The sequence below is a fragment of the Bartonella sp. TT121SHDZB genome (genome assembly GCF_042193415.1).
Taxonomy (GTDB): Bacteria; Pseudomonadota; Alphaproteobacteria; order Rhizobiales; family Rhizobiaceae; genus Bartonella.
This window is the reverse complement of record NZ_JBHILR010000006.1, coordinates 101,517-115,913: the sequence shown is the minus strand read 5'-3', so window position 1 is coordinate 115,913 and position 14,397 is coordinate 101,517. Positions and strand designations below refer to the sequence as shown.

Sequence of the window (14,397 nt, the reverse complement as noted above, 5' to 3'; positions counted from 1 at the left end):
ATGGTTGTTGGATTGCAAAAACTTACACACTATAAACGTATTGTGGTCAAGATTGGATCTGCCCTTTTGGTTGATCCTCAGGCAGGTTTACGGGTTGAATGGCTTAAAAGCTTGATTAGTGATGTTGTTGAATTGCACAAAGGAGGCGTAGAGATATTGTTGGTGTCTTCAGGTGCTATTGCTTTAGGAAGGACATTGCTACAGCTTCCTAAGGGGGCTTTGAAATTGGAAGAAAGCCAGGCATGTGCTGCTTTGGGGCAAATTGAGTTAGCAAAAACCTATGGTGATGCGCTTGCTCAACATGGGCTCAAAACAGGCCAAATTTTGCTCACTTTATTTGATACGGAGGAGCGAAGGCGTTATCTCAATGCACGTGCAACGATTGAGACGCTTTTATGTTTGGGAGCTGTGCCTGTTATTAATGAGAATGATACTGTTGCAACAACTGAAATTCGTTATGGTGATAATGATCGTTTAGCTGCGCGTGTGGCAACAATGGTGAGGGCAGATCTTTTAATACTTTTATCTGATATTGATGGTCTTTATACAAAGTCTCCCCATAGTGATCCTACGGCTGAATTTATACCTTTTGTTGCATCCATTACGCATGATATCGAAAAAATGGCAGATGTTGCTGCTTCAGAGTTTTCACGGGGAGGAATGAAGACTAAGCTTGATGCCGGAAAAATAGCTAATGCTGCTGGAACGGCGATGATTATCACCTCAGGCAAGCGTATGAATCCCCTTGCTGCAATTGACAAAGGTGAACGCAAGAGTTTTTTTGCGGCAAGTAAGAAATCTGTCAATGCTTGGAAAACATGGATTTCTGGTCATTTAGATCCATCTGGTGTTTTGACGATTGATCAAGGAGCCATTAGGGCTCTTGAAACAGGAAAATCGTTATTAGCAGCAGGGGTTATTGGCGTTGAGGGAAATTTCCAACGTGGGGATACGGTTGCAATTGTTGGTACAGATGGAGTTGAGATTGCGCGTGGACTTGTAAGCTATGACAAAGATGAGGCTGTACGCATTATAGGACATAAAAGTGAAGAAATTGAAGCTATTCTTGGGTATGAGGCGCGCTCTGCTATGGTGCATCGTAATGATATGATTGTACGTTGCTTGATCAATTCTGTTTAAAAAAGTTACTTTTGTTTTTATTGTTTTCGCAGAGTGGATAATACGATGACTTTAGAAGAACAAATGAGGAATATGGGGCAGAAAGCACGCCATGCCGCTGCAGTGTTGGCCGTTACTTCTTCTGAGCAAAAGAACAATGCATTGGAAATGATCGCTTTAAGTCTAGAGGCTCAGTCAGATAAAATTTTACGAGCGAATTGTCAAGATTTAGAGAAGGCTGCTCAGAATAATTTGAAAGCTGCAATGATTGATCGGCTAAAATTAGATGATTTGCGTTTAGGTGCAATGATAGACAGTGTTCGTCAAGTTGCTCGTTTGTCTGATCCTGTTGGGCAGGTCATGAGTGCGTGGACACGCCCTAATGGGCTTCATATAAGTCGTGTAAGGACACCTCTTGGTGTGATTGGCATTATTTATGAAAGTCGTCCAAATGTTACAGTTGATGCGAGTTCTTTGTGCTTAAAAGCAGGCAATGCTGCGATTTTGCGCGGTGGTTCGGATAGTTTTCATTCTTCACATGCTCTTCATTGTGCGTTGGTACAAGGTTTAGAGTGCTCTGGTTTACCCAAAGATGCTATCCAAATGGTTGGAACGACAGATCGTGCTGCCGTTGGGGAAATGCTCAAAGGATTGGATGGAGCGATTGATGTTATTGTGCCACGTGGTGGAAAGAGCCTTGTTGCGCGCGTTCAGTCTGATGCACGTGTTCCAATTTTTGCCCATTTAGAGGGACTTTGTCATATTTATATTGATAAATCGGCAGATTTGGATATGGCGCGTAATATTGTTTTAAATGCGAAGTTGCGTCGGACAGGGATATGCGGTGCTGTTGAGACAGTTCTCATTGACAACGAGGCATTAAAAAAGTTTCTTCCTGTTTTAACTGCTTTACAGGAGAAGGGATGTGAAATTCGTGCCACAGAAGATATTGTTTTTCTTATGCCAGATGTCAAATTAGCTTCTGAAGAAGATTGGTCGCATGAATATCTTGATGCTATTCTTTCTGTTAAAACGGTTGAGGGTGTTGAGGGAGCCATTGCTCATATCAAGCGTTATTCATCAGGACATACGGAATCGATTATTGCTGAGGATTTGGAAGTGGTGAAGGATTTTTTTAATCATTTAGATTCAGCTATTTTATTACACAATGCATCTACACAATTTGCTGATGGAGGTGAATTTGGTTTTGGAATGGAAATTGGTATCGCAACAGGAAAAATGCATGCACGTGGTCCCATAGGTGTTGAACAGCTAACATCATTTCAATATCACGTTAAAGGAAATGGTCAGGTTAGAGCTTGAAAAATCCATTTTTTCTATGGAAAAATCGTATGCCACATGTTGAAAGATCTAATGTTGTAGGTCTTTTTGGTGGTTCTTTTAATCCGCCGCATGCGGGGCATCTTCTCGTTGCAAAAATTGCCATTCGGCGTTTGCATCTTGATCAGTTATGGTGGATGGTTAGTCCTGGGAATCCTTTAAAGGATTGTACACAGTTACTCCCTTTAGAGGAGAGAATGCGATTAAGTTTTAAACTTATTGACCATCCAAAAATTCGCTTAACAGGTTTTGAACAGGCTATAGGGAGCAAAGTATCTGTAGATACGATTTTTCATATTCTTACCCATTGCAGTGGCGTAAATTTTGTATGGATTATGGGGGCAGATAGTTTTACGACGATACATCATTGGTATCGATGGCATGATATTGTTTCTATGCTTCCTATTGCGATTATTGATCGTCCTTTAGGCAATCGGTCGGCACTTTCTTCTCCTATGGCGCACATTTATAGCCAGTTTCGTTTGGACGAGAGAGAAAGTGAGCGATTACCTTTTATAAAACCACCAGTTTGGACTTATTTGCATGGACCTTTATCTTTTCAATCTTCAACAAAGCTTCGTTTGAAGAAGAATAATTTTTCTTGAACAATTTATAAGATTCTGCTTCTCTTTAGAGAAAACTTTTTACATTCTACAACAATAAGAAAGGAATATTGATCTGAAAAAAGTTGTAAAAAACCACTCTTACGATATTATGCCCTTAACAGAAAAAGAAGTTTTTTCTGTTAAGGGGAGTCTTGAAGTTATTCTCAAGAGTTTGGAAGATACAAAAGCAGAAGATATTGTTGCTATTGATATTCAAGGGAAGACATCTTTAGCTGATTATATGATCATAGCTTCAGCACATTCGCAGCGTCATGTATCTTCTGTTGCTGATCATTTATTACGTACTTGGAAAGATAGTGGGCAGGGGCTTGCGCGTGTAGAAGGGCTTGCTGGAGGTGACTGGGTATTGATTGATACAGGTGATATTATCATTCATCTTTTTCGTCCAGAAATTCGTCTTTTTTATAATTTAGAAAAGATATGGATGACTCCGGATTTAAACAATACAAAATCGGTTCTTTTCGGAGATCATTAAAATGCAAATTTCTATTTTTGCGGTTGGTCGTATGAAAAGTGGGGCGGAGCAAAAATTGGTTCAGCATTATTTGGATCGTTTTTCTAAAATTTCTGGAGATGTAGGCTTTCATTTAAAAAAGTTACAAGAGATACCAGAAAGTCGTGCTCAAACAGCTTGTCAACGTATGGAGGAAGAGGGGAGAAAACTTATTGAATTTTTACCTGAAAAATGTCGATTAATTGTGTTAGATGAGCGTGGAGAATCGATTTCTTCAACTTCTTTTTCTGAAAAATTGAGGTGTTATCGTGATGAAGGCATTCGAGATGTCGTCATTGCTTTGGGAGGACCTGATGGGCATAATGGACAAATAAGGAAGTGTGCTGATTTTCTTTTATCTTTTGGTTTGATGACGTGGCCACATCAAATTGCACGTATTCTTCTTACAGAACAACTTTACCGCGCTGTAACAATTGAAAATAATCATCCGTATCATCGTTTTTAATATTTTTGTGCAATTTTTAGCACTTATTTATACATTTATTAATAGTGTTTTAGCTGACACCATTTACAACATCTCTAATGTATACGATGAGGTGTCATGGTTTTTGCAAATGAAAAATCTTCTTCATAGAAAGATGCGATATTTATATGGGGGATGCGTGATATTCGTCATCCTGCTCTTGAGTATGTTTTTTTGCTTTTCTGTATCGCATGCGGAAGATACAATGAGGAGTACGGAAGCACATAAAGAATTGGAAGAGATTCGCCAAAATATTTCACTTTCGCGTGAGCGTGTTGCTTTTCTTATGCATCAAGTTGAGCATTTAAAAAAAGATCAACGTGTTTTGAGTGATGCACTCATAAAAGCGGCTAAAGAAGAACGTACAGTAGCAGATGATATTGCTAAAAGGGAAGAAAAGCTTGAAAAAATGATAGAAAAGCGGGTACAAGTCTATCAAAGTTTAAAAAATCGTCGTTCTGAATTTGCGGAAGTTCTTGCAATTTTGGAACGTATGGGATTGAATCCGCCTCCTGCTCTTATGATACAGCCAGAGGACGCGTTGGCTTCTATACGTAGTTCTGTTTTATTAGGTACTGTTATTCCTCAGATGCAGGAGAAAACACGAGATTTAACAGTAAAACTCAAGGAGTTGACCAATTTGAGTAATTCCATTACTAGGGAATATACAGCATTAAAGACAAAACTGCAAAATCAAGCAGAGCAGCGAAAACGTTTAGAGCTTTTATTAGACAAAAAAAACAAACTACAAACAAAATCAGAAAAAGAACTTACAGAACAGCAACGAAAAAATATTGCTCTTGCTAAAAAAGCGCAGTCTTTGGAAGAATTGATTTTAGAGCTCGACCGTCAGTCAAAACTTAGCTCTGATGCATCAGTACAGGTACGGAAAAGTTTGCAATTGTTAGAACAATCCAATTTTGAAAGCCGAAAAGGTTCTTTACTTTTTCCTGTTTCAGGAAAAAGAATATATCATTCTAGCAAAAGTTCGCAGATTACGCGCTTTGGTGAAACGATAGAAACAGAGTCAGGAGCTGTTGTTATATCACCTGTAGATGCTTTTGTTGCTTTTGCTGGGCCATTTCGTTCTTACGGACATTTAATCATTCTCAATGTTGGAAATGGTTATCATATCATTCTTACTGGAATGTCGAGAATTAATGTAAAACAGGGGCAGTTTGTTCTTTCAGGTGAGCCTCTGGGTATAATGGAGATGCAATTTATTTCAAACAGTGTTGCATTGGATATAGGAAAAACTTCTCCAATGCTTTACATTGAGTTTAGAAAGCAGGGAAAACCTGTAAATCCAACTCCTTGGTGGCAGACTGAAAAAATAAGAAGGAGCCAAAATGATTCGTAAAGTTATTCTTTTGGTCGCTGGGGTATTGCTCGGCGCCTGTTCAATGGTTATGGTGCAGTCTGTTGCTGCGAATAATGAAGATAATGCATATAAAAAGCTAGCTATATTTGGCGATGTTTTTGAGCGCGTGCGTATGCAATATGTTACAGTTCCAGATGATAAAAAGCTGATTGAAAATGCTATCAATGGCATGCTCACATCGCTTGACCCTCATTCATCTTATTTGAATGCTGAAGAAGCCAAGGATATGCGGGATTCTACGAAAGGAGAATTCGGAGGTCTTGGTATTGAGGTTACTATGGAGAAAAACTTAATTAAAGTTGTTTCTCCAATGGATGATACACCTGCTTCAAAAGCAGGTATTTTATCAGGAGACCTTATTTCAAAAATTGATGATGTACAAACGAATGGTCAAACATTGAATGAAGCTGTTAATAAGATGCGAGGTGCTCCTGGAACACCAATTACCTTAACAATTATTCGTTCTGGCGTTGATAAGCCATTTGAAGTGAAGATTATTCGTGATATTATCAAAGTAAAAGCGGTAAAATATCGGGTTGAGGGTGACATTGGATATGTGAGAGTTATTCAGTTTTCTGAGCAGACATTAAATAATCTTCTAGCGGCAATTAAAGATATCCAATCTAAAATTCCTGAAGATAAGCTAAAAGGTTACGTTCTTGATTTGCGGCTTAATCCGGGTGGGCTTTTAGATCAAGCTGTTAATGTTTCGAGTGCTTTTCTCAATAAGGGTGAGATTGTGTCAACTCGTGGGCGCAAAAAAAGTGATGTGACGAGATTTGATGCGAAGCCAGGTGATGTCATCAATGGAAAACCGCTCATTGTTCTCATTAATGGTGGTTCGGCAAGTGCTTCTGAAATTGTTGCGGGTGCATTACAAGATCATCGTCGTGCAACAATTTTAGGGACGCAGTCTTTTGGTAAAGGGTCTGTTCAAACAATTATTCCTTTGGGTGAAAATGGAGCTTTACGCTTAACAACGGCACTTTATTACACGCCATCAGGTACTTCTATTCAAGGAACAGGGATTACACCTGATATTATTGTAGAGCAACCACTTCCTGAAAAATATAAGGGTTATGATGTAAAAGTTGGTGAATCTGCATTAAAAGGTCATATTAAAGGGAAGCGAGAAAGTAATAAAGGGTCTGGTTCAGCTGCATTTGTTCCCCAAGATCCTAAGGATGATATTCAATTGAATGAGGCTTATAAACTGTTACGGGGTGAAATAGCAAATGCAGCATTTCCACCAGATCCCAATAAAGATATATTAAAGTGAGAAAAGATATGGACAGTTTGTATTTTTGAGGAATATTAAATGGATGCGGGTGTTAATTTGAAGACTCTTCCTTATCGCAAATGTGTTGGGATTGTTGTCTTTAGTCATGAGGGTAAAGTGTGGGTTGGGCGTCGTTTAATGATGCCCATTCATGCAGATGCGAATATTGACATATCTCATCGTTGGCAGCTTCCTCAAGGAGGGATTGATGAAGATGAAAAACCATTAGATGCAGCGTATCGTGAACTTTATGAAGAAACGGGTATTCGATCTGTAAAGTTGATTAAAGAAGCACAAAATTGGTTCCACTATGATTTTCCACAAGAACTTATTGGGTGCACATTAAGCAATAAATATCGTGGCCAAATACAAAAGTGGTTTGCTTTCCAGTTTACAGGGGAACTTTCTGAAATTGCGATTAATCCGCCGCCAGATGGCAATAAAGCGGAATTCGATCAATGGAAATGGATTGATCTAGAAAACCTTCCTTTGATTGCCGTTTCTTTTAAAAAGCATGTTTATATGAAAGTTGTCAGTGAATTTCGAGGTAGCCTTAGTCCATTATAAAAGCTATATGATTATGAGAAAGCTTTTTTATTAAGGTGCTTTATATTGTTTATAAATAATAAACATGTTTTTCTTTAATGTAAAGAACAGGAATATAAAATGAAAAAATTATTTAATTTACTTATAGTTTGTACTCTCTTGAGTATTTCATCTGTTGCATTGGCAATAAGTTCAAACCCTTCTACATCGAAAGATGCAGGAGCGACATTGCCAAATGGTGCTTCTTCTTTGACTGAAACCTATGGCTTGTGGACCATTAACTGTGGTATACAAGAAGGAAAAAAAGTCTGCTTTATGCACCGTCAAGAAGTGAATGAGCAAGGGCGTGTTGTTGTGGCTATGAGCCTCATTCTCAATGCTGAAGGTGTTGTATCAGGTAATTTAACTGTTCCTTTTGGTATTTTGGTTTCTAAACCTGTTCGTTTACAAGTTGATGAAGGAAAAGCTGTTATTGAAACTGGTATAAGGACTTGTGTACCAGCAGGTTGCATGGTGCCAGTCATTTTTGACAAAAGTCACGTAGCAGCTTTACGTGCGGGAAAGCAATTAAAGTTGGCGATGACAATTGCTGCTGCAGGTGAACCAGCTTTGAATGATTTATTCGTTCAGCTGGATGGCTTTAGCAATGCTCTTAACCGTTTAACTGCTTTGCAGAAATAATTTTAAAAATAAACTAAAAACGGCCTTTTAAGTCCGTTTTTAGTTTGTGTGTTTTTTATATATTGATAATTAAAACAATGAGATTTAAGATTAATCCTATAAGAAATATTTAGAGCTTTTAAAGTTTTCAGATTATTTACCGTTTTTTTTATTTTCACACGTTATTTTTAACTGTGATATTTGTTTTCTAGCTTCATCGTCATTAAATAGAGAGATGAAAAATTTGATTTTTTGTTTTTATTCAAGAAAAAAGAATATTAAAATATAAAACCATTGTTTGATACACAGATTTACTTTAATGAAGGCCTTCTGTACGCTCTTCTGTTTCCTTGATTGAAAGGATAACGCATGATTTATGCATTGCTTAGAGCAATTGATTTGATTTTTGAAATTTATATTGATATTTTAATCGCTAGTGTTGTTTTTTCTTGGCTTTATGTCTTTAATATCATAAATCCGCACAATCGCTTTGTTATTTTGATAAGAGATTTTTTATATCACCTTACAAATCCCGTTCTAAGCCGTATCCGGCGGATTTTACCAAATTTTGGAACAATTGATATTTCACCTGTTGTGGTATTCATTATTATTTATTTTATTCGTACTTTCATGTGGCGCATTTACGCAAACATGTATGTATAGAAATATTACTTGAGGCGAATACATGTTTTATCAAGTTGATAAAAATAACTTGATTTTGTTTGTATATCTCATTCCCAAATCATCTGTTGATAAAATAATAGGGATTGAATGTAGGGATGGTGAAAAACAATATCTGGTTATACGCCTTCGAGCTGTTCCTGAAGATGGAAAAGCGAATAAAGCTCTCATTAAATTTCTTGCGAAGCAGTGGAAAATTTCAGCTTCTTCTATTTCTCTGAAAAGCGGCGCAACATCTCGCTACAAACAACTTTACTTTTCGACACATTTAGAAGAATTACAGCAGATATGGCAATCCCTCACAGAGTATATGTCGCGAAGAAATAAATAATAAAGCCTATAAAAAACAGGCTTTATTTTATTAGAATTGTTATATTTCTTTATTGCGTTCAACAGCTTGCTTAATCAATTCATAAGCAAAGTTTTTATCACGCCACCCTTCAATTTTAGCCCATTTTCCAGGTTCCAGATCTTTGTAATGCTTGAAGAAATGTTCAATTTGTTTGAGTGTAATCTCGGGCAGATCTGTATAGTCATGAATATTGATATAGCGTTTTGTTAATTTTGTAGTGGGAATGGCAATAATTTTTTCATCTTTACCACCATCATCTTCCATCATTAGAGCTCCGATGGGGCGAACATTGATCACACAACCAGGCATAAGTGGACGGGTATTACAGATAAGGACATCAATAGGATCACCATCATCTGAAAGCGTATGAGGGACAAAACCGTAATTTCCAGGATAAACCATCGATGTATGAATAAAACGGTCAACAAATAATGCGCCCGACTTTTTATCCATCTCATATTTTATTGGTTGACCACCAAGAGAGACTTCCACAATAACATTAATATCTTCTGGTGGGTTTTTACCCACGGGTATTTCCTTAATATTCATAAAGACATCCTTTCTGGGATAGGGTGAGGCTCAATACAATCAAGTGTTTTACCAAAGAGATTGTAAAATTAGCTTGAAATTGATGCACGTGTTTTTTCAAAACGTTTACGTTCATTGGGATCAAGATAGAGCTTGCGGAGACGAATATTTTTAGGGGTCACCTCCACAAGTTCATCATCTTGTATCCACGATAAGGCGCGTTCTAACGTCATTTTAATGGGAGGCGTTAGCTTTACGGCTTCATCTTTTCCAGAAGCGCGCATATTGGTGAGTTTTTTTCCTTTTAACACATTGACTTCTAAGTCATTATCCCGTGAGTGGATGCCAATAATCATACCTTGATAGACTTTCACACCCGCATCGATAATCATAGGTCCACGATCTTCAAGATTAAAAAGAGCATAAGCGACAGATTCACCGTTGTCATTTGAAATCATAACACCATTAACACGACCAGCAATGTCTCCTTTATAAGGTTCATATGCATGGAAAAGACGATTCATAATTGCTGTACCACGTGTGTCCGTTAAAAGTTCAGATTGATAACCAATGAGTCCTCGGGTTGGTGCATAAAAGACAAGGCGGACACGATTACCTCCAGAAGGACGTAATTCCACCATTTCACCTTTACGTTCAGACATTTTTTGTACAACAGTACCGGAATATTCTTCATCAACATCGATAACAACTTCTTCGATTGGCTCAAGAGTTATTCCATTTTCATCTTTTTGCATAACAACACGTGGACGTGAAACACTAAGTTCAAATCCTTCACGGCGCATATTTTCAATGAGAACTGCAAGCTGTAATTCTCCTCGTCCTGAAACGTAGAAAGAATCTTTATCGGCAGATTCTTCAATTTTAAGAGCGACATTGCCTTCTGCTTCTTTTAACAAACGGTCACGGATGACACGGCTTGTTACTTTATCGCCTTCAGTTCCAGCAAGGGGACTATCGTTGACAAGAAAACTCATAGTAACAGTAGGAGGATCAATTGGTTGCGCAGTAAGGGGTTCATTGACAGCTGGATCACAGAAAGTATCCGCAACGGTACCTTTTTGTAGACCAGCAATCGCAACAATATCACCCGCACTTCCTTCTTCAATAGGTTGCCGTTCTAGACCACGAAATGCTAAAATTTTTGAAATACGCCCAGTTTCTAAAAGTTTTCCATCTTGTCCAAGAACTTTGACATTTTGATTGGGTTTTAGAGATCCAGAATGAATTCGCCCTGTAATAATTCGTCCCAAAAACGGATCCGCTTCAAGAATAGTTCCAATCATGCGAAAAGATCCTTCTGCTACACTAGGAGAAGGGACATGCCGCGTTACAAGGTCAAATAAAGGACCTAATCCCTGATCTTTTGGTCCCTCTGGGGCTTCAGCCATCCATCCATCGCGTCCAGATCCATAAAGAATAGGAAAATCAAGCTGTTCATCGGTTGCATCAAGAGCAGCGAAAAGGTCAAAAACCTCATTAATGACTTCATCAACGCGTGCATCTGGTCGGTCAATTTTATTAATAGCAACAATAGGGCGCAATCCCACTTTCAATGCTTTGCCAACAACAAATTTTGTTTGTGGCATTGGTCCTTCAGCAGCATCAACAAGTACAATGGCTCCATCAACCATGTTTAGAATGCGTTCAACTTCTCCACCAAAATCGGCATGTCCTGGTGTATCAACAATATTAATTCGAGTATCTTTCCAAACAACAGATGTCACTTTCGCTAGAATTGTAATTCCACGTTCTTTTTCAATATCATTTGAATCCATCATACGTTCGCTTGTGCGCTGATTGTCACGGAAATTTCCTGATTGTTTAAGGAGTCCGTCTACAAGTGTTGTTTTCCCATGGTCAACGTGAGCAATGATGGCAATGTTACGCAATTGCATAAATTTTCTTCTTTTCGTTTAATGAAATTTCATTTGAGGCAAAGTCTTTACATTCTCTGCCTGACTATTAAAAAGCCTTTTACATGTTTTTTTATAATTTTGGAAGATGGAGTCCATATTTTTATGGCAAAACGATTCACCAAAGTCTTTAATGCTCTATGAATCCTCAATTGCTGGAGTTTCGTAAAAGCACTTTATAGTATGGGTGTGTTCTATTCTCGAGACAAAAATTGTCCATAAATCATCATCAATGTGATCTTTATGAATATGACGCGAGAAATTTATGTGATGTCTATAAAAATTAAGTAAATGTAAAGCTAGTTGTGTTATGCTTGTTGTTTTGCAAAGAGATTGATAAAAATCCGGAATATCTCTCAATCCATAGCTAATCTATTAACAGCTTTCTGGTATTTTTCTTCTAATAAAGCTTTTGCTTTTTCTGGAGCTTGTAAATCAATATTCAGATCTAATGCAACCGCATATTTGAGTTTGAGATAAATATTGAGAAGATTAAGAATTTTATAAGAAGTTCTAACTTTTGTATGCCAGATTAGAGGAAGAGTTATTATCTGTTTGATTTATTTATGAAACAGGAACACAGCTTGATTTATAAAGAATATAAAAGCATTAAAAGAAAGATACCTTAATATTACACATCCATTTCATGATAGGGCCAATAAATGCTATAATATACGTGAATGGTAATACTATCAACGCTTTTGTGAAGTGTGTAACCCCCCCTTATATCACCTCCATTATTATTCGTTCTCAGCGGTCAATATTGCGACAGCTTTTGTATTTGAGGGAGGGCATAAGGAGCATTTTACTCCTTTCTTGAATAATTTCCATCCATACATTCATCTTGCTTGTGACAGGTAAGAAGATGATTTTATGAGAAGACTATCATGAGGTAATTTTACGGTATTCAGAGCTATTATTCGATATAAAAATGATGAATTATCATTATAAAATGGTGCGCTAGAAAAAAATACGAGAGTTTGTTTTCTTATGGATAGATTTTAGGTTACATGACAAGATCTTTCCATAAGGGTATATTTTTACTTCACATGTTTAAAGAAGAGTTCCTGACAAAATGAGGGAAGCTACAGAAAAATAAATTATAATGCCCATGACATCGACTAAAGTTGCCACAAAAGGAGCAGAAGCACTTGCTGGATCAAATTTTAAACCTTTAAGAATAAAAGGCAGCATAGATCCAGAAAGAGAACCGAAGGTAACGATTCCAACTAAAGCTGTACCTACTGTTGTTGAAACAGCAATCCAATGTTGTCCATAATCGTAGATACCGAGTTGTTGCCAAAGAGCAATACGTGCAATGCCAATAATTCCGAGTAAAAGACCAAGGGATAGCCCCGTTGGAATTTCACGAATGATAACTTTCCACCAGTCTTTCAGCGTAAGTTCACGTAAAGCCAGTGCACGGATAATAAGGGATGTCGCCTGTGAGCCGGAATTCCCTCCCGAGCTCATAATGAGAGGTATGAACAGTGTAAGAATAATCGCTTTTTCGAGTTCTGTTTCGAAATATTGCATAGCGCTTGCTGTCAGCATTTCACCAATAAAGAGCAAAGCCAGCCAGCCGCCACGTTTTTTCATCATTTCAGGAAACTTAATTTGCATATAGGGTTTATTAAGCGCTTCCATACCTCCAAATTTATAGGCATCTTCATTCATCTCATCAACCATAGTATCAAGTACGTCATCGACGGTTACAATGCCAATGACATGGTTGTTTTCATCAACGACGGGCACAGAGAGAAGATCATGGCGCTGGAAAAGGCGTGCGATATCTTCATGATGCGTGAAGGGCGATATTGTAATGGGCGAGTCATGAGTAGGGACATTGAGAATTTGTTCATCAGGTGAGGCAAGAATAAGGTTACGCAGTGAAACAGCTTTGAGAAGAGTACCTGTTTTAGGATCAATCACATAGCTGGTATAAACTGTTTCACGTGTTCGCTCGACTTCACGAATGTGATCCAAAGTTTTTTGTATGGTCCAGTTTGAAGGAACGGCTATAAACTCTGTTGTCATCAGTGCTCCTGCTGTATGATCAGGATAACTGGTGAGTTTTTTAAGTTCAGCGCGCGTTAAGGGTTTAAGCAAGGCATAAAGTCGTGTGCGGGTTTCTTTATCCATTTCTTGAAAGACGTCTGCGGCAGCATCTGCAGACATGCCATCAAGAATTTTAACAGCGTGATTTATAGGAAAAAGTTCTAGAATAGCAGCAGGTTGCTCAAGTTCTGGTTTGTCAAACAGTTCGATAACATAATCAAGAGGTAGAAGACTGAGAATAGTGACACGTTCCATGATATCGAGATCATTGATGATATCAATAGAGTCTGCAAAATGCTGATTTTTTAATTTTTCAGCGAGAGCTTCAGGAGAAAAATTTTTGAAGTCGAAGGCCGTTTTGATTTCAGTCATGATAAAGTACCTCCTGAAGAGTTGGAGAGTTATAAATCTAGATAATAGATGAGATAAAAACAAAAGTTTATGGAAGATTTGAAAAAACCTCCCCCGATATACTCCAATTGTTAATATTTGAAGTAAAGTCAAGGATAAATTATTAATTATGAACAAGTTTCTGAATCATCGAAACGAGAATACTGCCTAATTGAGGGATAATATAGGCGTAAATGTAAAAATCAATTCTAATTTCTACCATCATTTCTTCAATGCCGTTTTGCAATTTTCAAAAGAATTTACAGCAATATTTTGTAAAGAATAGAAATTATGCCTTTCTTCAAGTGTTTTTATTGCTTCAATTATAATAGAGTTTGAAATGAAAAAATCTTACGATTTTCAGGTTTCTCAATCAATATATAAAAAGATAAATTATCATTATAAATTAATATCTTGTTTCATAATTGTGGAAATTCTTATTTTTATTTATCTCCTGAAGTTGAAGATACTTTTAATTTTTTGATTCAATAGAGCTTTGACAGGTAGTTTTGAAACTCACGAAAT

The 14,397-nt window shown here is 37.4% G+C and carries 14 protein-coding genes; 11 read left to right on the top strand and 3 right to left on the bottom strand.

Annotated elements, in window-relative coordinates:
* The 11 genes from proB (at position 1) to ACFIKI_RS05280 (ending at position 8,941) form a co-directional block, all read left to right on the top strand.
* On the top strand, positions 1-1,140 hold the full coding sequence (gene proB, locus ACFIKI_RS05330) for a glutamate 5-kinase (RefSeq protein ID WP_375623101.1): 1,140 nt from the start codon (positions 1-3) through the stop codon (positions 1,138-1,140).
* A gap of 45 nt (positions 1,141-1,185) precedes the next feature.
* Complete coding sequence (locus ACFIKI_RS05325; protein WP_375622931.1) at positions 1,186-2,442, top strand: glutamate-5-semialdehyde dehydrogenase; 1,257 nt, start codon at positions 1,186-1,188, stop codon at positions 2,440-2,442.
* A gap of 29 nt (positions 2,443-2,471) precedes the next feature.
* Positions 2,472-3,065, top strand: coding sequence for a nicotinate-nucleotide adenylyltransferase (locus tag ACFIKI_RS05320; protein ID WP_375622933.1), 594 nt, complete (start codon positions 2,472-2,474; stop codon positions 3,063-3,065).
* Positions 3,066-3,174: 109 nt separating this feature from the next.
* The gene (gene rsfS / locus ACFIKI_RS05315; protein WP_375666143.1) at positions 3,175-3,561 is read left to right on the top strand and encodes a ribosome silencing factor; all 387 of its coding nucleotides are present in this window, start codon (positions 3,175-3,177) and stop codon (positions 3,559-3,561) included.
* 1 nt (position 3,562) lies between these two features.
* The gene (gene rlmH / locus ACFIKI_RS05310) at positions 3,563-4,045 is read left to right on the top strand and encodes a 23S rRNA (pseudouridine(1915)-N(3))-methyltransferase RlmH (RefSeq protein ID WP_375666142.1); all 483 of its coding nucleotides are present in this window, start codon (positions 3,563-3,565) and stop codon (positions 4,043-4,045) included.
* Between the two features lie 133 nt (positions 4,046-4,178).
* A complete protein-coding gene (locus tag ACFIKI_RS05305) occupies positions 4,179-5,423 on the top strand; it encodes a murein hydrolase activator EnvC family protein (protein ID WP_375666166.1) in 1,245 nt (414 codons plus the stop codon).
* The gene (locus ACFIKI_RS05300) at positions 5,413-6,723 is read left to right on the top strand and encodes a S41 family peptidase (protein ID WP_375666140.1); all 1,311 of its coding nucleotides are present in this window, start codon (positions 5,413-5,415) and stop codon (positions 6,721-6,723) included. Before ACFIKI_RS05305 ends, ACFIKI_RS05300 begins: the two co-directional genes overlap by 11 nt.
* A gap of 39 nt (positions 6,724-6,762) precedes the next feature.
* Positions 6,763-7,290 carry an RNA pyrophosphohydrolase gene (locus ACFIKI_RS05295; protein ID WP_375666139.1) on the top strand — a complete coding sequence of 176 codons (528 nt, stop codon included), beginning with the start codon at positions 6,763-6,765 and terminating at the stop codon, positions 7,288-7,290.
* A gap of 99 nt (positions 7,291-7,389) precedes the next feature.
* Positions 7,390-7,950 carry an invasion associated locus B family protein gene (locus ACFIKI_RS05290; RefSeq protein WP_375666137.1) on the top strand — a complete coding sequence of 187 codons (561 nt, stop codon included), beginning with the start codon at positions 7,390-7,392 and terminating at the stop codon, positions 7,948-7,950.
* A gap of 348 nt (positions 7,951-8,298) precedes the next feature.
* Complete coding sequence (locus ACFIKI_RS05285) at positions 8,299-8,592, top strand: YggT family protein (RefSeq protein WP_375666135.1); 294 nt, start codon at positions 8,299-8,301, stop codon at positions 8,590-8,592.
* A gap of 22 nt (positions 8,593-8,614) precedes the next feature.
* Positions 8,615-8,941 carry a DUF167 domain-containing protein gene (locus ACFIKI_RS05280; protein WP_375666133.1) on the top strand — a complete coding sequence of 109 codons (327 nt, stop codon included), beginning with the start codon at positions 8,615-8,617 and terminating at the stop codon, positions 8,939-8,941.
* Positions 8,942-8,980: 39 nt separating this feature from the next.
* Here the strand turns inward: ACFIKI_RS05280 and ppa are convergent, their stop codons facing one another.
* The 3 genes from ppa to mgtE all read right to left on the bottom strand — a co-directional run bounded on the left by ppa (position 8,981) and on the right by mgtE (position 13,854).
* On the bottom strand, positions 8,981-9,511 hold the full coding sequence (ppa, locus tag ACFIKI_RS05275; protein ID WP_375646036.1) for an inorganic diphosphatase: 531 nt from the start codon (positions 9,509-9,511) through the stop codon (positions 8,981-8,983).
* A 68-nt stretch (positions 9,512-9,579) separates the two neighbouring features.
* Positions 9,580-11,406 carry a translational GTPase TypA gene (gene typA, locus ACFIKI_RS05270; RefSeq protein ID WP_375666131.1) on the bottom strand — a complete coding sequence of 609 codons (1,827 nt, stop codon included), beginning with the start codon at positions 11,404-11,406 and terminating at the stop codon, positions 9,580-9,582.
* Between the two features lie 1,071 nt (positions 11,407-12,477).
* On the bottom strand, positions 12,478-13,854 hold the full coding sequence (mgtE, locus tag ACFIKI_RS05265; RefSeq protein ID WP_375666129.1) for a magnesium transporter: 1,377 nt from the start codon (positions 13,852-13,854) through the stop codon (positions 12,478-12,480).
* Between the last annotated feature and the right edge of the window lie 543 nt (positions 13,855-14,397).